The organism is Dyadobacter chenwenxiniae (assembly GCF_022869785.1).
In the GTDB taxonomy this organism is placed as follows: domain Bacteria; phylum Bacteroidota; class Bacteroidia; order Cytophagales; family Spirosomataceae; genus Dyadobacter; species Dyadobacter chenwenxiniae.
The window spans coordinates 715,244-739,148 of record NZ_CP094997.1 but is presented as its reverse complement, the minus strand read 5'-3'; the positions used below and the strand labels follow the sequence as shown (position 1 = coordinate 739,148).

Sequence of the window (23,905 nt, the reverse complement as noted above, 5' to 3'; positions counted from 1 at the left end):
TTATGCAAACAGTTGATGTTGTGGTCATTGGTGCCGGGCCAGCCGGGACAGTTGCAGCTTCGTATTTAAAAAAACAGGGCTATGATGTCACAATTCTAGAAAAAGAAAAATTTCCCCGGTTCCAGATCGGCGAGAGCCTGCTCCCCTGCTGTATGGAACATTTGGAAGAATCGGATTTGCTGACAGCTATTGAAGCCAAAAACTTCCAAAAGAAGACAGGTGCAGCATTCATGAGAGGCGAAAAAAGATGCGAATTCCTGTTTTCCGAGCAATTTACAAAAGGCTGGACCTGGACATGGCAGGTGAAACGCGCCGATTTTGACCTTACCCTTGCCGAAGCCACTCGCGCAAAGGGCGTAGACGTAAACTTCGAATGCGAAGTACTGAAAGTAGCGTGTGGTCCTGATATTCAACACATTGAATACAGGGATGTCAATGGAAACATTCACGAGATCCAATCCAGATTCATCATAGATTCCAGTGGATATGGACGCGTGCTGCCCCGCTTGTTCGATCTGAGCAAGCCTTCTGCATTTAGTCCACGCGGTGCTATTTTCTCGCATTTGGAGGATAAAAACCGCAATGAAGAGACCAGTAACAACATTTTTGTCCACTCTTTTGACAACAACCAATCGTGGATCTGGGCCATTCCTTTCTCCGATGGTTCCACTTCCGTGGGGATTGTTGGGGACAAAGAAAAAATCACCGCAATGGCAGAAAACGGTGGCGAGGCTTACAAAAATTTCATCCGTGAGTTTGAAGACCTCAGTGGCCGCTTTAAAGATTCAGAACTAATATTCGAGCCGCGGCACATTTTGGGTTATTCCATTGGCGTGAAAAAAATGTACGGCGAAGGATTCGTTCTTTCCGGCAACAGCACCGAATTCCTGGATCCGATCTTTTCATCCGGTGTAACTTTTGCAACCGCATCGGGACTGCTGTCCGCCAAGATGGTGCATAAACATTTGCAAGGCGAAGCAGTGGACTGGGAAAACGAATATGAAATGGTGGTTCAAAAAGGAATCAATGTGTTTAGGAGCTACGTTACAGGATGGTATAGCGGTGATTTCCAGACCATTGTTTTTACCCCGCTAATTGATAATGACATCAAAAAACAAATATGCTCGGTGCTGGCTGGCTACGTCTGGGATCATTCAAATCCTTTTGTAAAAAAACATGATACAATTTTAGCCACGCTGGCAAAAGTGATCAGAATGAAGGAAAAAAACGTAGAAAACCACGGTTCGCTTCTTTCAGGGAGTTAATAATATAAAGCTGTGCTGTACACCTTTGTAGTGGTTGTAAATCAACACATTGCTTGCTCTTTGTGAACTTGGGTTGTTTTGAATGCAGGATGAAGGGACCGGATGGCCGGAAAGCATTTTTACGGCCATCCATGTTGCGAATGCCGAGGCAGTCGGATAATCTCCGACCATATTCTTATATGTGTACGTGTTGCTATCAGGGAAAAATTTCGATTGGAAATCCGCATATAAATGATCCGTGCGGTTATCTCCACTGATCCCCAAAATCAAAGAACTGATATCCGGTCTTTTGAGGCCATTTCTGGTCAGGAATTGATCCAGTTTCATTTCAAGGTCATCATGGCTTGGATAGCTTAATTGGTCCACATCCTTAATGTGGGCCAAAGTGTTCTCATTTCTGATCGATTCCGCGACAAACATTGTTGCTCCCTCCCCATTTACCGATCCGGGTGAATTACTGGTCAGCAGGTTTTCCGAAGACGAATCCTCATTTTTGAAATGACCGTTCAGGAAATCAATGTTGTGATTATAATCCGAAATCTCCTCCACACTCCCTACCAGGAGTCGTTCGAGTTTTTTCGCTTCCAAAAGCATCATTGCATCGAGCAACGCTGCTTCAAAAGCCAGTCCTTTGTGCACATGTGTGGTATTATAGCCGGTCACCTTGCTCATCAGGGCCAGATTTCCCGCCACTGCATTAGGCGTGCTCTGTACAAAATGGGTTGGTGTTAATGTGCCCTCATCGTAGTCTACGATCTGGTTTAGAAATTTCAGGCAGTCCTCCAGTCCTCCATTCGCGGTTCCGAGAATTATTCCGTCCACTTGGGTTTTACGGATCAAAGGAAGCCCTGCTCCTACGCCCATGCGCACAGCCTTGCCCATTCTGCGCAGCAAGCCGGCTGGAATTAATTCTCCATAACCGGGCTCGACGGCCGCGTAGCGATTGCCAAAGTGCACTTTTATCTCTCCTTCAAAAAAGGCGTTATCAAAAGTTCGCTGGGGTGAGATACAAGCTAAGTCGGTAATGTACATCCCTGGTTTAAAGTGATTTGGTTGCTAGGCTCCGGCGTCGGTGATAAATTGTTTGAGTTGCAGGCCATAGTCATCAATGTGCCGCTGCGTTTCACTTTCATCCCAACCCAATTCCCGTGCCATCAGACTAGCAACAACAGGCAGACAATTTAAGGTTTCCTGCCAATCTGTAATTTCCAACCTGACCCGTCTTGCCAGGAAGTCCCGGGGTGTGATAACCATTTCATTTCGAACGGCATAGACAACCTCTGCCTTAATGTAAGGATAAGAATCGCTTAAACGCTCTTTTAAACTAATGTCTTGTTCCGTCAGATCTGCCACCGATATAGCCCGCGACCCATATTTTCTGACCAGATGTATTGCAACATCGGCAGGCAATGCATATTTTGGAATCAGTTTTTCAGATAAAGAAGAGTCGTAGTTTTCGCCGCCAGCCAGCACGTAGTTTGCAGTCAAACATTCATTTCGTTTAAATAGAATGGCATCTGCCTCGTCAATCGTATCTTTCGCCATCAGACGGTAAGTTGTCCATTTCCCACCCAGCAAACTCACCAGCCCGCTGGACGGGTCCACCTCCACCTCATGATCTCTTACCAAGCTTTTTGTTGACTTGGACGGATCTGCGGCAAGCAAGGGCCTCAACCCGCCAAAACCGGCTTTTAATGTTGTAATGTTGATCGGATTTGCTAAAAACGGATTTAGCGTGTCAACAAGATATTTTTTCTCGGACTCATTTAAAGTAGCCTCAGAATCAATGCTATCCGATTCAGTATCCGTTGTCCCGATCATCATTGCCCCCTCAAAAGGAATGGCAAAAACCACCCGGCCATCGGAGGTTTTGGGAATAAGCATTGCATATTCACTATTTAACGTCTCATAAGGCAGTACAACATGAACGCCCTTACTAGGACGAAGCCGCTCAGGCAACGCAGGGTTAGCCAGCAACCGGATTTTGTCTGAAAACGGCCCCGTGCAATTAATAACCAGCTTCGATTTAATAATGAATTCAGATCCCAGCTGCATGTCCTTCACCTGAACACCAACCAGTTTCCCTGAGTCATTTTTAGTAAAACCGGTCACATCGAGATAATTCGCAGCAGCGGCGCCCGCCTCCGAGGCCGATTGCACCAGTGCCAGACAATAACGTGCGTCGTCCAGCTGCCCATCGTAATACAGCACGCCACTATGGAGCTTTTTTTTGTTCAGCGTCGGGATTTTAGCCAAAACTTCCTTTTTGGAAAGCCATTTGCTTTTCGGAAGTGAATCGTTGGTCGCAAATGTATCGTAGAGCTGCAATCCTATTTTGAAATACAACCCTTCAATCCAGGAACTTACCGGCGTCATCAGCGCGAGCGGACGCGCCAGGTGTGGTGCGTTTTTGAGAACAGTATGCCGCTCTTCCAAGCCGTGGCGGACTTGTTTGAGCTGCGCAAAATCTAATTTTTTGAAGGCCTGTTCCAGGTAACGCACGCCGCCGTGTATCAGCTTGGTGGAACGGGACGAGGTTTCAGAAGCGAAATCTTTCTTATCAATGATAGCGACTTTATATCCGCGTAAAATGGCATCCAACGCACAACCTGCCCCGCTTGCCCCCGCTCCAATGATACAAATATCAAACTCTTCACTTCTTAATTTATCCAGCGATGCGTTACGATTCATTGATTGGCAGAATATCGAGCATTTGATTGACCTGTTGCAAAAGTACAAACTCACACCTGAAAGATGAGGTTGTTCTCACCTCTTTTAGCGATTTGAGGTAAAAAACTTTGGTATAATAATTGCACTTACCCAGTTAATCTCACATTAAAACAACTTAAACATGGGCTTACTATCGTTTTTAAAGGGCGTAGGGGAAAAAGTATTTAAAAAAGAAGATGTAGCTGCCGTTCCGGCACCTGAGGCAGAACCATTGCGTGCCAGCGCGCTGCTGGCGCACGTTAAAGCGCTCGGACTTGCGTATAACAATCTGACGGTTAAGACTTCAGGCGATACAGTGACCATTGAAGGTGAAGTGTCCAATCAGGAAGACGCCGAGAAAATAGCGCTTGCCGTAGGTAACGTAGAAGGCGTACAAGTCGTAGACAACCGCCTGAAAGTGGCAACTCCAGCACCGGAAGCAACTTACCACACTGTGGAAAAAGGCGACACGCTTTCAAAAATAGCAAAAGAAGTCTATGGCGATATGATGAAGTATCCCATCATTTTCGAAGCGAACAAGCCAATGCTTACTCATCCGGACAAGATTTATCCAGGCCAGGTTTTACGGATTCCAGCACAGTGACGGGCGGCAGTCAGCTGTCGGCTGTCGGCAATAAGCTCTCGGGAGATAGACTTGAATGGCTGATAGCTGATAGCTTTCGCTAAGACATAAAAAAGGCAGCCTTTTGGGGCTGCCTTTTTTTATGTCTTAGCGAAACAATTAATCTTCCTGCGCGATAACGTTCAGCGCGATTTTGTGTTTCACTTCTTTGTGCAAATCGATTGTTGCAGAGTAAGTTCCGATGGATTTTACGTCGTCCAAAGTAATTTTCTTGCGATCGATGTTGAAACCTTTTGCTTTAAGAATATCAGAAACCTGTGTATTGGTAACACGTCCGAAGATACGGCCGCTTTCTCCAACCACTGTTTTGATATCAATTGTAAGATCACCGATGGCTGCTGCGATATCTTCCGCATCTTTTTTAAGCTTTTCAGCTTTGTGTGCAGCCTGGCGAACGTTTTCAGTAACGATTTTGCGGTTAGAGGCGTTAGCCAATAATGCATAACCCTGAGGGATAAGGTAATTACGACCGTAACCTGCTTTCACAGTCACGATGTCGTTCTTATAACCTACACCTGCTATATCAGTTATTAGTATGATTTCCATTGTTTGTAGCTCTTTCTATATTATTTCAATTGATCAGCAACAAAAGGCAATAAAGCCAAGTGACGCGCTCTTTTAATTGCCTGAGAAACTTTGCGTTGATATTTCAAGCTCGTTCCTGTAAGGCGGCGTGGCAAGATCTTACCTTGCTCATTCACCAGTTTCAATAAGAAATCAGGATTCTTGTAGTCGATATATTTAATGCCTGCTTTCTTAAAACGGCAATATTTCTTACGGTTATTGTTTTTTTCAACCGGTTCGTTTACTAGTGACATAGCTTATGCGTTTTCGGTTTTAGACTCAGTTGATTCTTCTCTTTTTCTTCCAACCAGACCCTTGCGTTTTTTCTCGTTGTAAGCAATGGAATGCTTATCCAGGGCGATGGTCATAAAACGCAAAATGCGCTCGTCACGACGGAATTCGGTTTCCAAAACGTCAACCACGTTTCCTTCATTTGCTGTGTATTCTACAACATGATAGAAACCTGAGTTTTTCTTTTGGATGGGGTAGGCCAGCTTGCGCAATCCCCAATTTTCTTCATGTACAATCGATCCACCATTTGCGGTGATGATTGTCGTGAATTTTTCAACGGCGTCCTTTGCCTGGGCCTCAGACAAAATGGGAGTTAGAATGAACACCGTTTCATATTGCTTAGACATACGGTAATTGATTAATTATATAATGTAAAATAAAAACCCTCACTTTGGGATCATACCAAAATGAGGGTGCAAAAATAGGGCTTGAAATCTACAATTCCAAGCCCCGATCTTACTTAAATTCAAGTTATTCAGCCTGATTACCTCACTTCGAAGTCGCCCTGCCCAATTTTAAATCCTTCACTGTACACTTCAATCGCATACTTGCCGTCTTTCAAAGGAATGCCGCCACGCCCGTATAAGATGTCAACCGATTGTCCGCTATTTGTAAAATTAACCGTTTGACGTGAGCTGTAAATCAACTCCTTGCCATCATGCATGAATGATCCCGACCCTGTTGCCATATCCGACAAGACCGCGCCGTCCGGATCCAGAATGCGCAAATACATTTCCTTTTCATTCTGTTTTGCAACCGCATTCGGCGCCAAACTAAAATTCACCCGCAGTTTATCAATGCGTTTTGCTTTGTATTTTCCGCCCTCACGTTCCTTGCCTTTTGCCGAAACTGCATTAACCGTCAGGTTTTCAGCTCTTAATGCTGATGCAATGGTAACTTTCTCAGCCAACTCCCTGTTTTGAACCGAATAATTGGTAACGGAGTCTGCCAGCAGTTGCTTCTCCGATTCCAGCCCGGTAACTTTTTCGTTCAGTTCCTGGTTTTTTGAAGTCGCAATGCCCAGTTCCTGTTTTAGCTCAGCAATTTCTGTGTCTTTTTCATTCAGCACAGTTTCATATCCTTTGATCTTCTTGTTGTAACCCGACGCTGAATAATTGCTCATATTCTTTAATTCCAGCTTATCCTTTTCCAGCTGCGATTTCATTGCCAACAATGAATCCACACTGCCCCCGAGCTTCTGAATTTCTGCAATTTTAATGTCGAGCTCCTGTGAAATAGAGTCAAGTTTGGTTTTGATAAAAAGAACTTCCTCTGTCTTGGCCGTTATAATGTCGTCTTTTGCGAGATTTTCCTGTTTTTCATGATAGATAAAATAAACAAGCACCAAGTTAAGCAATAGCAATACGGCCAGAGCGGCCCATAAAAGTGTTTTCCTGTCTTGCTTTTGTTCCTGATTATAGTCCATACAGAAGGTTATATTTTTAATTAGTTGGTAAAAGAACTATGTTTTTTTCAATTTTGAAATATGTTAACATCTATTTCTGGATGCCGACAAGCAAATTTGCCGTTTAATACTTTAATACTCAAAAAATTAGTCTCCCCAAATGCCGTCAATTGCTGAAAATATTGGACAAATAGAAAAAGGATTAAAACAGGAAACCCGTTTGATTGCGGTAACAAAAACCAAGCCCGTAGAAGTTCTCCTGGAAGCTTATCAGGCTGGCTGCAAGCGTTTTGGCGAGAACAAGGTGCAGGAGATGACAGCCAAACATGAGGCGCTTCCCAAGGACATCGAATGGCACATGATCGGCCATTTGCAGACCAATAAGGTCAAATATATGGCACCGTATGTTACACTGGTGCATTCTGTTGACAGTTTCAAATTATTAAAGGAGATCAATAAAGAAGCTGCGAAAAATGAACGCGTAATCGATTGCCTGCTGCAAATTTTCATCGCGCAGGAAGAGACAAAATTTGGATTGTCGGAAGAAGAAGCTGTTGAAATACTGACCACCCCGGCATTGAAAACATTGAAGAATGTGCGCATATTGGGGTTGATGGGAATGGCGTCGAATACGGCAGATGAGCAGGCGGTCAGGAATGAATTCCGGGGGTTGAAGTCTTTGTTCGAATCATTCAAAAAATACAATAGCGAGCAGATCAGCATGCAGGAGCTTTCCATGGGTATGAGCGCGGACTACTCGATCGCGATGGAGGAAGGCAGCACGCTTGTGCGGGTTGGAAGCTATATTTTCGGGTCAAGGTAGCTGGATAACGCCAGCGACTTTGTCCTTTACAAAATCAAACGAAAGCTGCGAGCACGGAAGGCCTTTCTGACGTACAAAAATCGCATTCTCCTGCCTTCCATAACCTCCTGAATAGGGATTATACTCTGGAAAATCATTCAGCGAACCCATTAAAATCATTCCGAATGTGCCCGAAGCATTGCCCAAATGCGAAGGACCGCTGTCCAATCCGATAAAATAGGAAGCACGGCGGATTACCTCGGCTGTTTCCAAAATGCTCAGCTGACCGCATAGGTTGCGATACGATTTCGCAGTTACCGAAAGATTGCTTTTCAGGCCAATTTCGACGATCTGATAAGGATAATTACCCGCCAGCCATTGCACCAGCTGCTCCCATTTTTCGGCAGGCCAGTCTTTCGGCGCGTAATTGGACTGGCAATGCAGCACGATAAATGGTTCTTTTAAATGCAAAGAATCCACTTTTTGACGGTGACTTTCCTGCAAATAAAGTCGGGGACGGTCATCCGCAGGAAATGCAGCTTTTTCAGGAATCAGATCGCCTGTCTGAGCGAAAACTTCCAGCAAATTTCCAAAATTGAAATAATTGAAAATGTTGATGTTACGCCGCGTTGCAACCGGATTATTAATAAAAACCTGGCATTTGGGGCAATGGTTATTGTTGGTGAATTGCAGCTGGATAACCTCATCAAAAACGCCCGTATCCAGCAACGTCTTCCGTTCTGTCACACAAAATTCCTTAAAGACCTCGTCGATAGAAGGATTATGCGCAACCAGTTCAGCGAACGAAGGTTTAACAAACCAAACAATGTGCGCATTAAGGTGCAGGGAGCGCACATAACGCGAGATCGGTTCTGCTGCCACGATGTCCCCAAAATGTTCCGTGCGGATGATCGCGATTAGCTTTTGATCCTTCCTTAATTTACTTTTTACGCCTTTGAAATGTAACCAAGCCTGATAACCAAGAAGATGGGCTTTGCTAATGTGCGAATATTTATGATAACGATGAGTCCAGAGCGCTATAAAGCTTTTTAAAGTCATTTCGTAATTCTTATCCAACATTGGCGGCTACGATCTCCCCGCCTTTTTTACAACCACGCAAGATAATAAAATTGAATCAAAGAGTTGGTTACAGCTCAATCCGGGCATAACTTTACCGCACTGCGAAATGCTGGCTATACTAATATGCAAGCCGTAAAACGGACATTTCCCGCAATGCATTCACATTACCTTAATTGATAAATAATATGAAATTCATGATTCAGGCCGGTGGGATTTTGGGTGCGCTAGCCGTGGCGTTAGGCGCGTTCGGTGCACATGCATTGAAAGGAATGCTGGAAGCTTCCGGCCGGAGCGACACTTTTGAAACAGCTGTAAAATATCAGTTTTACCACGCCATAGCCATGGTTTTGGTAGGATTGCTCATGCAACGCGCCGGCACGGACGCCATTAAATTACTGGGTTGGTCAGGCAATGCATTTGCGATCGGTGTGATCATTTTTTCAGGTTCACTTTACGCCATTTGCTTTACCGGCATCACAAAATTCGGCGCAACGGCACCTATTGGCGGATTGGCACTAATCGCCGGATGGGTTTTGCTGATTCTGGCAGCTGGGAAGGTTTAATGAATTTTGAATGATTGAATGATTGAATGACTGAATAAGCAAATTTTGAATGACTGAATGACTGAATAGTTTTTTTTCATTCACTCATTCAATCATTCATCTCAGCCCCTCGACAACGTAAACGGTCGCTGGGCGTCGATTTTTAGGAAAACGAAAAGCAAGATCGAAAAAGACCAGAGGGACGAACCTCCGTAACTGAAAAATGGCAATGGAATCCCGATCACGGGCATTAAACCGATGGTCATGCCAATGTTGACCATGAAGTGGAAAAAGATAATTCCGGCTACGCAGTAACCGTAAACCCGCGCAAACCGGCTTCGCTGTCGTTCTGCGAGCACAACGAGCCTGGCTATCAGGGAAACGAAGAGCACAACCACGATAGCGGAGCCGATAAAACCATGCTCCTCTCCTACGGTGCAAAATATAAAGTCGGTGCTTTGTTCGGGCACGAAATCAAATTTAGTCTGCGTCCCCTGCAAAAATCCCTTCCCTGCAAATCCGCCTGAGCCGATCGCAATCTTGGACTGGATCACATTCCAGCCAATTCCGCGCGGATCGGAATCAGGATCCAAAAGCACCATAATACGGCCCCTCTGGTGTTTTTGAAGCACATTATTCATAAAAAAGTCCACCCCGAACACAATCCCGATCATCACAAATGCAATAATGATCGTTGCCCAAAGTCCGCCCCGCCTACGCGTCATAACGGGCATCAGCCAGATCGCCAGACCCGCAATGACAATGATCACACCGGCAATATACCACTTCACAAAAAGCAATGTAATGATCAGCAAAGCAGCCGTTACCATGCCGATTGCCGGAATAAATCCAGGCATTCCTTCGCGGTAAAGCACAATCGCAAATGAAGCAAAAACGAGCATTGAACCCGTTTCGTTGGATAAAAGAATGAGAAATGCGGGCAATGCAATGATCCCCATAATGGGATAATAATCTTTGAGCTTGCGCGTAAGACTGATTGCAGGATCACTCAGATATTTGGAAATGGCGAGACTGATTGCCAGCTTTGAAAACTCCGCAGGTTGCAACGAAAACGCCCCAAACTTGATCCACGAGCGTGATCCATTAATGTTCGATCCCGCGAATAAAACGACGACCAGCAAGAAAACAATGACCGCATATATGATGAAGGAAAAGGTCTCATAGAATTTATAATCAATCACAAGGATGCAAATGATCAGTAAAGCGGCTGTTCCAATCCACATCAGCTGCTTCCCGGCATTGTTCCCCAAATCGAACATGCTCATATTCACTTCAGGGTTGTAAACGGCAGCGTAAATATTCACCCAGCCAATCCCCAGACAGGCGATGTAAATGAGCACCACCATCCAGTCTACATTCTTTGTTATGGGCTTATTTTCCGCCATTGGTGTGTTGGGTTATTGTTTTTCAGGTGGGGTTACCGGCTTCGAAACCGCTTTTTTCTTCAATGAATCCGCAGAAATTAGCTTTTTCTTCAACGAGTCCGCGGAGATCGGCTTTTTCTGTCCAGGCAAGATCACTTTGCTCATCAAATCTGCCTTGAACATCCGCTCTTCCAATGCCTTATTGGTAATCTTTCTGGTTAAATATTTTTCAATGATCAAGTTGGCAATCGGGGCAGCGGCCGAGCCTCCTGCCCCTGCGTTTTCTACAAAAACAGCAATAGCGATTTTGGGATTTTCAACCGGTGCGAAGGCGATGAAGATCGAATGGTCGTCCCCGCGTTTGTTCTGCGAAGTTCCCGTTTTTCCGGCAATGGTAATGCCTTCCACGCGCGACCTGCGGGCCGTTCCGCCTTCCACCGCACCGATCATTCCCTCAATAACAGGATCAAAATTGTGCGATTCGACTCCTGTGTCGTGCCTTACCAAAAAATCGGGATTCACTTTCTTGGCGTCACCAATACCGTGGATTACGTGTGGCGTGTAGAAATAACCTTTGTTTGCAATGATCGCAGCCACATTTGCCATTTTGAGCGGCGTGATCAACAACTCGCCTTCGCCGATGCTTAGCGAATAAATGTTGGAGAACTTCCAGCGATATTCGCCATAGAAGCGGTCATAGTATTTTTTATTAGGCAAATTCCCTTTGTATTCACTCGGTAGGTCAATTCCCAACCTTTGTCCAATCCCGAATTTACTGATCGCATCATGCCACGCGTCCAGACCCACCGCAGAAGCTTTGAACGTATTTTGAATGTTGTTTTTATAAATGATCCGCCTGAAAACATTGTAAAAATACGGGTTGCACGAGTGCATAACCCCCAAAGCCACGGTTCCAGTGGCCGGGTGATTGTGGCATCCAACCGGACAATTTGCATGCGTAAAACCGCTTTCCGGCGTAATCACGCCCTCCTGCAAACCAATTAAAGCTTGTATCAATTTAAATGTAGATCCCGGCCTGTAACTCGCCATAACCGGTCTGTTAAAGAGCGGCTTATAAGGATTTCGCGCCAGGGCAGCATAGTTTTTGGAGAAATATCGACTGGCCAGAATGTTGGGATCATAAGTGGGTGCAGAAACCATGGAAATGATCTGGCCCGTTTTCGGCTCAATGGCCACCACGCTGCCCACTTTATTAACCATCAGACTATCCGCATATTGCTGCACTTCCAGGTCAATTCCGGAATAAAGGTTCGCACCTGCAACGGCCATTGTATCCAACTCACCGCCTTTCCAGGGGCCTTTGTAAACGCCGCTCACATTCTGCATGACAAACTTAGTCCCGCGCTTCCCGCGCAGTTCATTTTCATATATTTTTTCAATCCCGCTCTGGCCAATATAGTCGCTCTGGCGGTAATAAGGCTCTTCCTGCTTTTCCAGCTGACCTCTTGTAATCTCGCTCACATAACCGAGCGTATTCGCGAGCGTGGGCGCCGTATATGTGCGCAGGGAGCTTTTGGCAAACTCAAAACCCGAGTAATCCACCATAATGTCCTGGATAGAGGCAAAATCCTCTTTGGACAGCTGGCGGAGAAATAAGGATGGCTTTACGCGGCTGTATGCACTCGCTGCGTTCATTAAGCTGTCAAAATCGCGGCGCTCAATACCCAAAACCTGGCAAAAACGAAGCGTATCATCCACACGCGCTTTGTAAGGCGTAACCAATAAATCGTAAACGGGTGTATTATAAACGATGAGCTTTCCGGTGCGGTCGTAGATCTGCCCGCGAAACGGGATTTCTATGACACGCTTAATGGAGTTGCTGGACGATTCGATGGAGTAACTTTCGTCCAGAACCTGCAAGTAGAAAAGTCGTAATAAGTAGATTAAACCTACTAAAGCAAAAAAACCAATGATGACAAAGCGACGACTTTCAAGCATTCTGCACTAAAAATTCCTGTTCTCTATTTTCATACGAAGTTCGTCATATCGCCAGACTTATCAAAGCACATGTAAACGTTTCACGCACTAAAAACTTCATTTATAACAGAATAAATCGGCTATTCACCTTTCGCTGCCACCATCAAAACATTTTCCTTATCAATCACCACAGCCCCTTCCGGCAGACCCTTTGGTTTACGGACAAATTTCTTTGGTGTGTAGATAACCGGGCACAGCGAATCGTTTTTTCTTTTGGAATAAAAAGCCGCTAATTCCGCTGCCCGCTCGATAACCAATGCCGGAAAATTGCGTCCTGGCTGATTTTTGATCACCACATGCGAGCCCGTAACGTCCTTTGCGTGCAACCAAAGATCGTCTTTGGTTGCAAATTGTTTGGTTAAAACATCATTGTTTTTGGCATTTCGCCCGATCAGAATGGTGTAACCCATGAATTCTACTTTTTTGAAAAGATCCGTGGCTGTGGCGACGGCTTTGGTATGATCGAGGCCGTTCGTTTTAATGTAACTTCTCAGCTCCCGCAACGATTCAATCGATTCAATGGCCGTCAAATGTTTGGCCAAATTCTGACGCTCAATTTCCCGCGCAGCAAGGCTATCATTTAATCTCCCCAACTCGATTTTCTCGTTTTTAGACTTTCTGTAATAACCTTCTGCATTCTTCTGTGCGGTAAGATCCTTTTTTAATTTTACAACAATGGGCTGGTCACGGTAAAAGTCAAAAAGCTCTATTTTCTCAGTCCGCTCGGGAATGGCATGTAGATTGGCCATGATAATGTTCCCAATCTCATCATTCTTGGTAGCCTCTTCCAGCTCGACGAGTTTCTTAAACGTATTTTCGAGATAATGATCCGTCTGCGTGAGTCTTTTTCTCAACATGCGGATGATCTCAGCCTTCTCCTTGTCAATGCCGCTGAGCCGGATGTATGCTAAATAAAACCCGTTCAAGGCCTCAATAGGATCATTGTATTCTGTAATAATCTCGCCAACAGGCAAAAGCGAAAGGGCCGGAACGAGCTCGATTTTGGTCAGATAATAGGGAGGCGTATCCAGCTTAATTAATGTTTGCTGAATGATGCCCCACTTCTCTGAGGCATTATTTAAATCTCTTATTTTTTCCACCAAGTAGGCATTTACAAGCTTCCCAAATGTTGGAAACAAAGCTTCGAAACGCTCCTTATTTTGGACAAAAGCCTCATAAGACTGGTCAATCTGGCGGTTAAGGGATTCCGAAGTGATCGATTTGTCGGCAGGGAGTTTGTTGTTAAAAAGCTGCGTGGCTATGCCTTCTTCATTTAATGCAATCAAATTTGACCGGTTGCCAAAAAGCTTGAAAACGAGTTTCTTACCATCTTCAAAACGGATTTGAATTGCTCTTTCATTGAGGTAAACCTGAACGAAATCCACTTTTTGATTTTGGAAATCTATAAATAGGTTTACGCTATTGCGCCGGGCACGATCGAAACTATCCGGAAAGCTCAGGCAGGCAAAATTCGACCTTAATGTGGCTTTGATAAAAAAGGGATCAACCAGGTTTTGATCATTCACCGAGGCGTCAAACACCAGAATAATTTCGTCCTTTTCCTGACTAAAAGCTTCAATGAATGTTTTTCCGGCCAATTGCTGATGCAAAGCCGGAGCAAGCTGTTTTAAAAAATAGTAATTCTGGTGCACGGCATTTCGGATAATTCAGCGCAAAAGTAGGCACTTTTACACTAACCCGGTCACGCAGGCCAATCTGCGGCTCTCTTCCTGAACCGCATCCAGAAAACCGTTTTTCGCCAACCATGCGTCATTATAATAGGTATCCTGGTAACGCTCACCCGAATCGCAGATCAGCGTGACGATTGAACCTCTCAAATCCTGCTCCTTCATTTCCTGCGCCAGTTGAAGCGCGCCCCAGAAATTGGTTCCTGTTGAACCTCCTACCCTTCGGTTCAGCAGTTGAGACAATGTTTTCATCGCGGCAAAACTCGCAGCATCCGGCACACGGATCATGTGATCCACCACGGTTGGAATAAATGAAGGCTCTACTCTCGGCCGACCTATGCCCTCGATCCGCGATCCAAAATCACTGCAAACGCCGGGATCATTGGTTTGCCAGCAATCGTAAAACACGGAATTTTCAGGATCAACCACGCAAATTCGGCTCGCATAGCGCTCGTAACGCACATAACGGCCCAGTGTCGCCGAAGTCCCGCCTGTGCCCGCGCCTATGACGATCCATGTCGGAACCGGGTGGGCTTCAAACTGCATTTGCCGAAAAATGGATTCGGCAATGTTGTTATTACCGCGCCAGTCCGTCGCGCGTTCGGCGTAGGTGAACTGGTCCATAAAATGACCTTTATTTTCCTCCGCAATGCGTCTGGAAACGTCATAAACTTCGGCCGGATGATCTACGAAGTGACATTTACCACCATAAAATTCAATGGCCTGCACCTTGTCCTGACTTGTCGTTTTGGGCATCACCGCAATGAACGGTAAACCCAGTAACCGCGCGAAATACGCTTCAGAAACAGCAGTTGAACCGCTGGAAGCCTCTGCGACCGTCGTCCCTTCGTAAATCCACCCGTTACAAAGCGCATACAAAAACAGCGACCGCGATAACCGGTGCTTCAAACTACCCGAAGGATGCGTCGATTCATCTTTAAAATAAAAATCAACACCCGGAAATTCAGGCAGTTGCAACGGAATCAAATGCGTATCCGCCGACCGCTGATAATCCGCCTCGATCTTGGTTATGGCCGCGGTTACCCAGGAATTAGAAAGTGAATGTGTATGGGTTGAATGCACAGCGAACGGTTTGATTAGGAAGCAAAGAAAATCATTAAATAAAAGATTTGAATATACAATGGCATCAATAACAAAATAACAAAACTTTCGCGACCTCAAAATTATTCAACTCAATCGTCCCGGAGGGACACCCTGTTTCTAGAAGACCCCGGTTTATGGAAGAATTTACAACTCCCGCGGAGTTGCCTAATTCTGGCAATCAAGGAGGCCCCGCCGCGTCAAAAAAAAGAGAAGCTTCCCAAAATCGGAAAGCTTCTTCAATATTACCACTACACTTGAAATCTTAATGCACGGAGGAAGGATCCACTTTGGTTTTGCCGCTTTTGGTCCAGAGCACGAACGGAACGCAGATGAGAAACATGAGTCCCAGATAAAGGAACACGTCCATGTAAGACATAACCTGCGCCTGTTTGGTGACCGTATAATCCAGGATCTTGTAACCGCTTTTCAGCGCAACATCCGAGGACATTCCTTTGGCCATAAAAGATTGCTGCAAACCTTCAACCCGCTGCATAACGGACGGATTGTTAACGTCCAGCTTGCTAACCAGATCATTGCGGTGCAGCATGTTTTGTCTGGCCAGATAGGTTGTGATCACCGCCACGCCAAACGAACCGCCCAGCTGCCGCATCATCCCGGTAAACGCTGCCCCTTCACCAATCTCCCTTCCTTTTAATGTCGATAATGCCAATGTCGTAATGGGCACAAATAACAATCCCAAGCCAATTCCTCGCACAATCAGCATGTTGAAAAATGCGTCTTTTCCTGTGTCAGGAGTCAGGATTAAGTAACCCCAGTAACTGTAAATAAAGAAGAAGACCATTCCGGCCGAAACCAGATATTGCTGCTTCACACCGCGCTGGATGAGCTGACCTACAATGGGCATCATCATGGCGGTAACAACGGCCGCGGGGACCATTAACATGCCCGATTGTGTTGCCGTCCAGCCTAATGTAGCCTGCGTATACAAAGGAATGACGAATGTAGAACCATATAATCCGAAACCGAGAATGAAGGACAAAATGGTCCCGACGCGCAGGTTTCCATTCGCTAAAACCCTCAGGTTAACAATCGGATTTTTATAAGTCCATTCGCGCCAGATAAAGAAGAAGAATCCAAAAACAGCTGTAACGGTCAACAGAATAATGATTTCGTCGTTGAACCAGTCTTCTTCCTGCCCTTTTTCCAACACATATTGAAGCGAACCTACGGAAATAGCCAGCAGGACAATGCCCCAGTAATCAATTTCATTCGCTGCTTTCTTTTGAGAAAACCTTGGGCTTCTGACAAATTGCAAAGTCAGCATCGCGGCAATGATGCCCAGCGGAATGTTGATATAAAATATGTAAGGCCAGCTGTAATGATCCACAATGTAACCTCCCAGCGGCGGGCCCAATGTAGGGCCCACAATCACACCCAGACCGTAAATAGCCTGCGCAACTCCGCGTTTTTCGGGTGGGTAACTTTCGGTGATCAGTGTCTGGGCAGTTACCAGTAACGCGCCGCCGCCCAGGCCTTGTATTAACCTGAAAAATACCAATTCCCAGATGTTGTTCGCGTTACCGCAAAGAAATGAGGCAACCGTAAAAATAATGATAGAAGCTGCAAAGTAATTCCGGCGGCCAAACTGTTGTGAAAGCCAGCTGGTCATGGGCACAACGATCACATTACCAATGGCATAGGCCGTAATAACCCAGCTCACTTCGGACAATGTTCCGCCCAGGTTTCCCCGCATGTCGTTGAGCGCGACATTGACAATGGTGGTGTCGACGATTTCGAGCAACGCACATAGTACAGCTGTGATCGTAATGATGACCCTTCGGAAACCATATTCGACGAGTGATTCCTGTAATTCCATTTAATTTGGGTTTAAGGTCAGTGTGCTGATCCTTAGTTCAATTCCACATCCACGAACACGTTCATGCCCGGTCTCAAAGCTGCTATACGCTGGTCATTTGGCTGCGTAAATTCAATCCTTACAGGCAGTCGTTGCACCACTTTTACGAAATTTCCACTTGCATTATCAGGAGGAAGTAATGCGAATCTTGCGCCTGTTGCAGGAGAGAAAGACGCCACTTTTGCCTCAAATTCGTGATCCGGATAAGCATCCACGTGAATTTTCACATGTTGTCCCAATTTCATTTTGGTCAATTGTGTTTCTTTGAAATTCGCCACAACCCAGGGCTCAGTGGTTGAAATAATGCTGAACAGCGACTGCCCCGCCTGCAAATACTGGCCAACCTGCGCATTCACCTTTGAAACACGACCGTCTGTCGGTGCGGTAATCACTGTGTATGAAAGGATTAATTCTGCATTCGCAATCTCTGCCTGGCGTGCCTTAATGTTTGCATTAGCCACATCGGTTTGAACAGAAGTCGCGCGGGTTTGACTGCCTGCTGCTTTCGCCTGACGTTCTGCTGCGTTTTTCTGCGCAACCAAGACGGCCAGCTGACGTTCAGCTTTTTGTTTCGTCGCCGATGCCTGCTCATATTCCTGCTGTGTGATCGAATGGTCTTTGATCAGGTTTTCATAGCGGGCAAAATCCTGATTGGCACGCCATACATTCACTTTTGCCTCTTCAATCTGCGCTTCTACGATCGACACATTGGCCTGATAAGTTATGCCGCTTGCCTGCGAAGCATTGGTTGTAGCATTGGCCACGACGAGGTTGCCTTGAGAGCCTGCCAGCCCTGCTTTCGCTTGTTCAAGTTTGATGAGCTGATCGCGATTATCCAGGACGATCAGTGTGTCGCCTTTTTTGACAGTTTGATTGTCCTTCACCTTAATTTCCGTCACATAACCCGATATCCTGGGAATTACAGGACTGATATTCGCGTCAATTTGCGCGTCGTCTGTTTCTTCGTGGTGCAAACCGTGGTTGTATTTGGTAAAACCCCAGGTTCCGCCGATCGCAATCAGCACGCAAAGAATGATCACGAATGTGTAGTTTTTCTTTTTTGGAGCTTCCTCGGGTTGCAGTGTATTTTGATTGGTTTCCATTTTCAATGTTTAATGAGTGAATGACTGAATGATTTTAATTAATCACTCCGGCTGATTGTTCTAGTTTTTTGTAGGCTACGATGGCGTCGGCTTTGGCGGCTTCGTAGTTGATGCGGGACTGCACCTGGGCGACGTCTGCATCGAGTAGTTCTGTGGTCGTTACCAGACTGTTATCGTATTTATTTTTGGTGATCCGGTAATTTTCGTCGGCTTGCTCCACGGCTTTGGCATAGACGTCAATTTTTCTTTTGCTCAAAACATAATTGAAATAAGCCGTGTTGACTTCCAGATGAATGCGGTCCAAAAGGATCTCTTCATTCGTTTTCAGCTGGTAAACCTTCGTCCTCGCCTGCGCAATTTTTGCACCCGATTTCCAGAGTGATCCAATGTCGTATCGCACGCCAATTCCTGCATTCATTGCATTCGGGATCGTCGCCACTCCTGGAATGCTGAGGGCAACGTAACCTGCGGTGAGCGCCACATTAGGATAAAAATCGGCCTTAGCAACCTTAATGTCTGTATTTGCTGCTTTTTGACGGATGCCATTGGCCGCAATGTCCTTGCGATGTGAAATCGCCGTTTGCTCCCACTCGGCCGCATTGCCTTCTTCCTTCAAGGCCATAAAACTGGCCGAATCGGCTGCCAACACCGTATTTTCAGGCATGCCCAGCAGGAGGTTCATATTAATGGTCGTTACTTTCAGATCGTTTTCAGCATCGAGCAATGCAAGTTCAATGTTCGACTCCTGCAATTTGGCTTTCATCAAATCGTTTCTGGCCAGCATGCCGTTTTTTTCACGGTTTGTAAATTCGGCCACGCGCTCTCGCTCCCGCAACAGGTTTTCAGCAACCAGGTCCACCGATTTTTTGGCCTTATACAAATTGCTGTAAGCCGCAACTGTATTCTGGATCACGGCATCACGGTCATTTTCAGCGTCCAGTTTCGCCGCTTGTTCCAGGTAATGTGCTGATTCCAGGCCATATTTGAATCTGAAACCGGAGAAAATCGGCAGTGATGCGCTTGCCATTCCATACATTACCTGGTGAACTTCCGGAGCGCTGGTTTGTGTGCTGTCGCTTCCGTTTCTTGGCAGTTTGAGGTTAATGTTCGGCGAATTCAATCTCAGGTAAGAACCTGAAACACTCAGGCTTGGCAACTGATTTTCCTTGATTTGCCTGATACCCAGACCGGCTAGATCTACATTGGTCTGACTTAATTTGAGCTGCTTGCTGTTTTTCAAACTCATTTCAATCGCTTCTTCCAGCGTCAATTTTCGCGGGTCCTGGGCGAACGAATGAGCGGTTGCGGCGAGCCAGAACACGCTGGCGATCGCAAAAACCATTCTTTTAGTCCTGGTTGTGGTGTTCATTAGTTACTGTTGATTTAAATAAACTTTTTAAGTGCTGGCTTAATTTTCTTCTCAAATGGTTCTGAAATTCAGCCTCTTCCATATCTTCCAGACCGTTGATCCGCTTGTAAAAATCCTGGGTCGCGATCGCGTAATTGATCGTGCCGTATAATGTGGTGCTCATCAGGCTCAGGTCAATGTTCTTGCGAAATGCCCCCATTGCCTGACCTTCTTCGATCAGCTTCTGCATTAACTGCACATTCCGCAGTTTCAAAGTTCTGATATGCTCCGAAATCGCCGGCGTCCGCTCCGACGAAAGCTGCTCACGCATCATAATATTGTGAAAGCACTGGTTCCCCATCAGACGGTCAATTGCGCTGTCAATCAGGATGTTGATTTTTTGAATTGGGATCAAATCTTCGTTACTGAGCAGCATTTCCATTCGCGAGCGGGATTCGCCCATGCGCATGGCAAAAAGCGCCTCGATCAATTTTTCCTTCGATCCGAAATAGTAAGAGATCATCGAGACATTCACATTGGCCTCCTGCGCAATGTCCCGCACCGACGTCCCCGCAAACCCTTTGTCGGCAAACAAACGTTCTGCAACTTCTATGATCTGTATCTGCTTTGCGTTATATTCCATCTAAATGACTCATTAACAGTTCATAACATTTTCTTTCCGTTAATAGTGATGCAAATTTAAATCAGCCAAAAATAAAAATCAAACGATTGTTTGATTTTACTAAACAAACGTTTGATTAGTAAAATGAAATGTTGGTTAAATACCATTAAAATTTTTTTAATCTCGGTTGAATGCCCATTGCAACGAAAATGATAAGAACATTGTCCTATTTTTAGGGCAAATGGGCACATTTCCGGCCCATTCGCGCCGCAGACCAGCGTTAAGGCAAAACTCCTCGTTCATGAAAATACTTTTTACCAGGATCATTGGGCTGATTATCCTGTTGTGCGTGGCACCTTACATCGCCTCAGCACAGCAAACCCTTCCTGTTTGCGGCACAAATGACTCCCTATCAGCATCCCGACTCGTAAAATTTGCCCGGGTAAAAGACCTGACTCGCGCCAGAACGGCCGGGGAGCAAAAACTCGAATACAGGCTTGCACTCGACATCAATTACAAAACTTATCAGCTTTACGGCGGAGATAAGGCGCTGATTACGAGACGGGCAGTGCAATTTATCAACCAAGCCTCCGCCATTTTTGAAAGGGACATCAATGTAAAGCTGACCATCACGTCGATCCTCATTTGGGATAAACCCGAGCCTTATGCGTTGGACGAGGATTTTCAGTATTTCTCCAATGTTCAGAATTACTGGCTCTTCAACAGAACTGACGAAAGGGACGCCGTTGTGAGTCTTTCGAGCCGGGACGGGTGGTTTTATGGCGGTTATCGCATGTGTTCTTCCAATTTTCCAAGGCCCGAAATGCCTGACCTGCCCATTGACCTGCTTTGCCACGAGCTCGGGCACACGTTGGGCTCGCCGCATACACACAATTGCTCGTGGCCAGGCGGTCCAATCGATCGCTGCACGGCGCTGGAAGGTGCAAGCGCGGAGTGCGAAGAGGGTTACCAGGAAACGGTTAATGGGTCTATCATGTCCTACTGCCGGTCTGTTTTGCGTTTTCACCCACTGTGCCAGAACCTGATGCGGAATTATGCGGAAGGAAACATGGATGAGAATTTCAAACTCACCGCCATTCAAGAGAACCCCAACGCGCCGGATTCATTGACCATTTACGAAGACGATGCTCAAAAAGCGTCTCATACGCCCTCATTTCGATGGAAAACACCTTTTGGCGTGAATCAATATCGCTTTCAAATAGCCCGGGATGCGGCTTTTACGGACATTGTCGAAGACACATTGATTGCCCAATCGCATTTCACGTCTGCAGGTCAGGGCGAGGGAAATTACTTCGCACGGGTGCTTTCAGATCAGATTCCCAAAGCTGCATTATGGTCGAAAACATTGCCGTTTTCGATTGCTCCTTTTGACAAAAAATCATCAGCACCGCTCCTGTTACAGGTTTCCTGGAAGAATGACGGCTTTCTTGCAGGCATTTTTCAAAAATATGAAGGCATTGAATCCTTCCAAACTGAAGTTGCCGATAAGAACCAGACAGACGGGGTCGTGTTTCACGATTTTCCTGTCACAAATCAAAAGATTCAGCATTTTAAAATCATACTCAGGCCTAACGGCTCGGAGCGATATGCCGTCCGGCTACGGGTGAAGCAAAACAATGAATGGAGTCAATGGTCGGATGCGGCGTATTTTCTCCCGCCCTGGAACGGCACATTGTGGTCGTCTACGGATCTTTCCCATGCTGCTGCCAAGCCCGTTATCGCCGTTTCAACTTACATTTCATCCTTGCATACGGGGTTTCGGCAAAGCATCGAGATTGCCAGTGACCGAGCATTTAAACAGGTTGTTTTCAAAGATTCCATTGCATTAAGCGAAATGAACGCAGCCTTTACCAACAAGGGCGTTTTTCAGCCGATTCTGAATGAAAATCAATCCTATTTTGGCCGGACGAGAGTTCAGTATATGCCGGGAATTTTCACCAACTGGAAAAATTTTGAAATTAAGACCAATTGGAATGATTCCCGGTTTGAATTTCTTGGCCTGGTTTCCAAAAATCTGCTTTCTACCACAAACGCTTATGGTTTTCTAAAAAACAGGTTTTACAATGTTGGGGACAAATTATATGTGTACGAAACAAACAATGGCTATTACACTACAAAGGATCTCAAAACCTGGGAAGCGAGCACAATAGCGACGACAGCAGGCAAAAGCCCTAACGCAATCAACTTCTTCGGTGCTTCGAAGGGAGGCGATGTTTTTGCAATGAGTTTCAATAATGTGCTGCTCAAACGCGATGTGAATGGTAACTACGAGTCGAGTTTTGTCAATGAAAAGTTTTCTGCGGGTGAAATGGCCCCGCTTGTGCTGACCACTTCTGCGGGCATATTTTTCAAAACATCCGACCGCGGCGTCGGACGTTTCCTGAATGGAGCATGGACATTTTACGGACAGGAAGTGCTTGGTAATAACCACGTGATCTGTGTTGCGGCAGATGCTGAGGACCAGGTTTGGACGGTAACGGAGGACGGGTTGATTTATTCATTTAAAGACAATAAATGGACTTTCCGGACGCAAATAAGCAATGCGCAGGGATTAGCCGGTATTGCTTTTGACAGTAGGCAAAACCTTTACGCTTACGGGGAATGGGGCGTTTCCAGGCTTAATAAGGCAACTCAGGCCTGGGAGGCGGTTTTCTCGCTTTCTGGCTATTTTATCAGGAACATAATTTTTGACAAGACCAATCAAATGTGGGCCGCTGCCTACGGCGCCCCGGAGCAACATTTTGAACCGCACGCATTGATTAGGTTTAAAGATCAAAAAACAAACATTTATTCCGATGGCCTGAACATGCTGAAAGAGCCGTTTGACATAACCATTTTCAATGATAAGCTGCTGATGCTCACAACAGGCGGCGAGGTCTATTCTTTTCAGGAAAGGCAATTCCAGCGTTTCCAACCCGAACCTTCCTACAATGCGGGAGACGAAATAACATTGACATTGACTACCAACTCGACTTTTGGGAAAAATAATGAGACCCGCTTTATCCTGCGCAACACCAGCAACAATGCAACAGTAAAATTAACGGGAACAAACGTCGCGGATAACACTTACACATTTAAGATCCCTATTGACATAAAAGGAGGAACTTATCAACTGAAAACCGCCACAACCGAACCGGAAGTGACCAGCAATGAAAGTGTAGCATTCATAATAAATCAATCTCCTGCTTACAACCTGCCAACCGAGGTGACTTTGATGCAGAATGTTCCAAACCCGGTCGGCGCCAGCACCGAGATCGCCTTTTTCCTGCCCGAGGAAGAACTGACAACATTGACACTATATAATGTAAGAGGTCAGAAAATCAGGTCGCTGGCAGAGGGGAAATATCCGGCAGGCTGGCATATTGCAAGACTTGACGGGCAACATCTTTCCGCGGGTTTTTACATTTATCAACTAAAAGTCGGGAATGTGACTAAAACGCTTAAAATGGTCCGCTGATG

General features: G+C 45.7%; 20 protein-coding genes. 5 read left to right on the top strand and 15 right to left on the bottom strand.

Features of this window, described 5'->3' with window-relative positions; all coding sequences use genetic code 11:
• The first annotated feature begins 2 nt into the window (after positions 1 to 2).
• Positions 3 to 1,265 carry an NAD(P)/FAD-dependent oxidoreductase gene (locus MUK70_RS03065; protein WP_234655434.1) on the top strand — a complete coding sequence of 421 codons (1,263 nt, stop codon included), beginning with the start codon at positions 3 to 5 and terminating at the stop codon, positions 1,263 to 1,265.
• On the opposite strand, the gene MUK70_RS03060 is transcribed toward MUK70_RS03065, so the two are convergent.
• The gene (locus MUK70_RS03060; RefSeq protein WP_234655435.1) at positions 1,254 to 2,297 is read right to left on the bottom strand and encodes a beta-ketoacyl synthase chain length factor; all 1,044 of its coding nucleotides are present in this window, start codon (positions 2,295 to 2,297) and stop codon (positions 1,254 to 1,256) included. The genes MUK70_RS03065 and MUK70_RS03060 overlap by 12 nt on opposite strands.
• A 24-nt stretch (positions 2,298 to 2,321) precedes the next feature.
• Positions 2,322 to 3,956, bottom strand: a complete 1,635-nt coding sequence (locus MUK70_RS03055; protein ID WP_234655436.1) for a glycerol-3-phosphate dehydrogenase/oxidase — start codon at positions 3,954 to 3,956, stop codon at positions 2,322 to 2,324.
• Positions 3,957 to 4,116: 160 nt separating this feature from the next.
• On the opposite strand from MUK70_RS03055, the gene lysM reads away from it, so the two are divergent.
• Positions 4,117 to 4,578 carry a peptidoglycan-binding protein LysM gene (gene lysM, locus MUK70_RS03050; RefSeq protein ID WP_234655437.1) on the top strand — a complete coding sequence of 154 codons (462 nt, stop codon included), beginning with the start codon at positions 4,117 to 4,119 and terminating at the stop codon, positions 4,576 to 4,578.
• Between the two features lie 138 nt (positions 4,579 to 4,716).
• Here lysM and rplI read toward each other — a convergent pair whose 3' ends face one another.
• The 4 genes from rplI to MUK70_RS03030 form a co-directional block, all read right to left on the bottom strand.
• Positions 4,717 to 5,163, bottom strand: coding sequence for a 50S ribosomal protein L9 (gene rplI, locus MUK70_RS03045; protein WP_234602363.1), 447 nt, complete (start codon positions 5,161 to 5,163; stop codon positions 4,717 to 4,719).
• A 20-nt stretch (positions 5,164 to 5,183) separates the two neighbouring features.
• Entirely contained in the window at positions 5,184 to 5,435 is a 252-nt protein-coding gene (rpsR, locus tag MUK70_RS03040) for a 30S ribosomal protein S18 (RefSeq protein ID WP_026630174.1), read from the bottom strand.
• A 3-nt stretch (positions 5,436 to 5,438) separates the two neighbouring features.
• Positions 5,439 to 5,819, bottom strand: coding sequence for a 30S ribosomal protein S6 (gene rpsF, locus MUK70_RS03035; protein ID WP_026630175.1), 381 nt, complete (start codon positions 5,817 to 5,819; stop codon positions 5,439 to 5,441).
• A 137-nt stretch (positions 5,820 to 5,956) separates the two neighbouring features.
• Positions 5,957 to 6,898, bottom strand: a complete 942-nt coding sequence (locus MUK70_RS03030) for a DUF8428 domain-containing protein (protein ID WP_234602361.1) — start codon at positions 6,896 to 6,898, stop codon at positions 5,957 to 5,959.
• A 139-nt stretch (positions 6,899 to 7,037) separates the two neighbouring features.
• Between MUK70_RS03030 and MUK70_RS03025 the strand changes: the two genes are divergently transcribed.
• Positions 7,038 to 7,700 carry a YggS family pyridoxal phosphate-dependent enzyme gene (locus MUK70_RS03025; protein ID WP_234655438.1) on the top strand — a complete coding sequence of 221 codons (663 nt, stop codon included), beginning with the start codon at positions 7,038 to 7,040 and terminating at the stop codon, positions 7,698 to 7,700.
• Here the strand turns inward: MUK70_RS03025 and MUK70_RS03020 are convergent.
• Positions 7,692 to 8,738: a glycosyltransferase family 9 protein gene (locus MUK70_RS03020; protein WP_234655439.1), complete on the bottom strand. Its 1,047-nt coding sequence runs from the start codon at positions 8,736 to 8,738 to the stop codon at positions 7,692 to 7,694. The two genes, MUK70_RS03025 and MUK70_RS03020, sit on opposite strands and share 9 nt — an antisense overlap.
• Before the next feature lie 206 nt (positions 8,739 to 8,944).
• Between MUK70_RS03020 and MUK70_RS03015 the strand changes: the two genes are divergently transcribed.
• A complete protein-coding gene (locus MUK70_RS03015; protein ID WP_234655440.1) occupies positions 8,945 to 9,322 on the top strand; it encodes a DUF423 domain-containing protein in 378 nt (125 codons plus the stop codon).
• Positions 9,323 to 9,423: 101 nt separating this feature from the next.
• Here the strand turns inward: MUK70_RS03015 and rodA are convergent, their stop codons facing one another.
• The 8 genes from rodA to MUK70_RS02975 form a co-directional block, all read right to left on the bottom strand.
• On the bottom strand, positions 9,424 to 10,707 hold the full coding sequence (rodA, locus tag MUK70_RS03010) for a rod shape-determining protein RodA (protein ID WP_234602353.1): 1,284 nt from the start codon (positions 10,705 to 10,707) through the stop codon (positions 9,424 to 9,426).
• A 12-nt stretch (positions 10,708 to 10,719) separates the two neighbouring features.
• Complete coding sequence (mrdA, locus tag MUK70_RS03005) at positions 10,720 to 12,645, bottom strand: penicillin-binding protein 2 (RefSeq protein WP_234655441.1); 1,926 nt, start codon at positions 12,643 to 12,645, stop codon at positions 10,720 to 10,722.
• Positions 12,646 to 12,764: 119 nt separating this feature from the next.
• On the bottom strand, positions 12,765 to 14,336 hold the full coding sequence (locus MUK70_RS03000) for an NFACT RNA binding domain-containing protein (protein WP_234655442.1): 1,572 nt from the start codon (positions 14,334 to 14,336) through the stop codon (positions 12,765 to 12,767).
• 36 nt (positions 14,337 to 14,372) lie between these two features.
• Positions 14,373 to 15,455: a PLP-dependent cysteine synthase family protein gene (locus MUK70_RS02995; protein ID WP_234655443.1), complete on the bottom strand. Its 1,083-nt coding sequence runs from the start codon at positions 15,453 to 15,455 to the stop codon at positions 14,373 to 14,375.
• Between the two features lie 283 nt (positions 15,456 to 15,738).
• Entirely contained in the window at positions 15,739 to 17,313 is a 1,575-nt protein-coding gene (locus MUK70_RS02990; RefSeq protein ID WP_234655444.1) for a DHA2 family efflux MFS transporter permease subunit, read from the bottom strand.
• A gap of 32 nt (positions 17,314 to 17,345) precedes the next feature.
• Complete coding sequence (locus MUK70_RS02985; RefSeq protein ID WP_234655445.1) at positions 17,346 to 18,455, bottom strand: HlyD family secretion protein; 1,110 nt, start codon at positions 18,453 to 18,455, stop codon at positions 17,346 to 17,348.
• A gap of 34 nt (positions 18,456 to 18,489) precedes the next feature.
• Positions 18,490 to 19,824, bottom strand: coding sequence for a TolC family protein (locus MUK70_RS02980; protein WP_234655446.1), 1,335 nt, complete (start codon positions 19,822 to 19,824; stop codon positions 18,490 to 18,492).
• The gene (locus MUK70_RS02975) at positions 19,802 to 20,446 is read right to left on the bottom strand and encodes a TetR/AcrR family transcriptional regulator (RefSeq protein ID WP_234655447.1); all 645 of its coding nucleotides are present in this window, start codon (positions 20,444 to 20,446) and stop codon (positions 19,802 to 19,804) included. The genes MUK70_RS02980 and MUK70_RS02975 overlap by 23 nt, the downstream gene beginning before the upstream one ends.
• Positions 20,447 to 20,726: 280 nt before the next feature.
• Here MUK70_RS02975 and MUK70_RS02970 point away from each other — a divergent pair, with 280 nt between their 5' ends.
• Complete coding sequence (locus tag MUK70_RS02970; protein ID WP_234655448.1) at positions 20,727 to 23,903, top strand: zinc-dependent metalloprotease; 3,177 nt, start codon at positions 20,727 to 20,729, stop codon at positions 23,901 to 23,903.
• Positions 23,904 to 23,905 lie beyond the last annotated feature (2 nt).

Excerpts from the sequence above, each read along its gene's own strand:
- mrdA (WP_234655441.1), bottom strand. The coding sequence starts at position 12,645 with ATGCTTGAAAGTCGTCGCTTTGTCATCATTGGTTTTTTTGCTTTAGTA.
- lysM (WP_234655437.1), top strand. The coding sequence starts at position 4,117 with ATGGGCTTACTATCGTTTTTAAAGGGCGTAGGGGAAAAAGTATTTAAA.
- MUK70_RS02970 (WP_234655448.1), top strand. The coding sequence starts at position 20,727 with ATGAAAATACTTTTTACCAGGATCATTGGGCTGATTATCCTGTTGTGC.
- MUK70_RS02975 (WP_234655447.1), bottom strand. The coding sequence starts at position 20,446 with ATGGAATATAACGCAAAGCAGATACAGATCATAGAAGTTGCAGAACGT.
- MUK70_RS03055 (WP_234655436.1), bottom strand. The coding sequence starts at position 3,956 with ATGAATCGTAACGCATCGCTGGATAAATTAAGAAGTGAAGAGTTTGAT.
- rodA (WP_234602353.1), bottom strand. The coding sequence starts at position 10,707 with ATGGCGGAAAATAAGCCCATAACAAAGAATGTAGACTGGATGGTGGTG.
- rplI (WP_234602363.1), bottom strand. The coding sequence starts at position 5,163 with ATGGAAATCATACTAATAACTGATATAGCAGGTGTAGGTTATAAGAAC.
- MUK70_RS02980 (WP_234655446.1), bottom strand. The coding sequence starts at position 19,824 with ATGAACACCACAACCAGGACTAAAAGAATGGTTTTTGCGATCGCCAGC.
- MUK70_RS03020 (WP_234655439.1), bottom strand. The coding sequence starts at position 8,738 with ATGACTTTAAAAAGCTTTATAGCGCTCTGGACTCATCGTTATCATAAA.
- MUK70_RS03065 (WP_234655434.1), top strand. The coding sequence starts at position 3 with ATGCAAACAGTTGATGTTGTGGTCATTGGTGCCGGGCCAGCCGGGACA.
- MUK70_RS03030 (WP_234602361.1), bottom strand. The coding sequence starts at position 6,898 with ATGGACTATAATCAGGAACAAAAGCAAGACAGGAAAACACTTTTATGG.
- MUK70_RS03025 (WP_234655438.1), top strand. The coding sequence starts at position 7,038 with ATGCCGTCAATTGCTGAAAATATTGGACAAATAGAAAAAGGATTAAAA.
- MUK70_RS03015 (WP_234655440.1), top strand. The coding sequence starts at position 8,945 with ATGAAATTCATGATTCAGGCCGGTGGGATTTTGGGTGCGCTAGCCGTG.
- MUK70_RS02990 (WP_234655444.1), bottom strand. The coding sequence starts at position 17,313 with ATGGAATTACAGGAATCACTCGTCGAATATGGTTTCCGAAGGGTCATC.
- rpsF (WP_026630175.1), bottom strand. The coding sequence starts at position 5,819 with ATGTCTAAGCAATATGAAACGGTGTTCATTCTAACTCCCATTTTGTCT.
- rpsR (WP_026630174.1), bottom strand. The coding sequence starts at position 5,435 with ATGTCACTAGTAAACGAACCGGTTGAAAAAAACAATAACCGTAAGAAA.
- MUK70_RS03060 (WP_234655435.1), bottom strand. The coding sequence starts at position 2,297 with ATGTACATTACCGACTTAGCTTGTATCTCACCCCAGCGAACTTTTGAT.
- MUK70_RS02985 (WP_234655445.1), bottom strand. The coding sequence starts at position 18,455 with ATGGAAACCAATCAAAATACACTGCAACCCGAGGAAGCTCCAAAAAAG.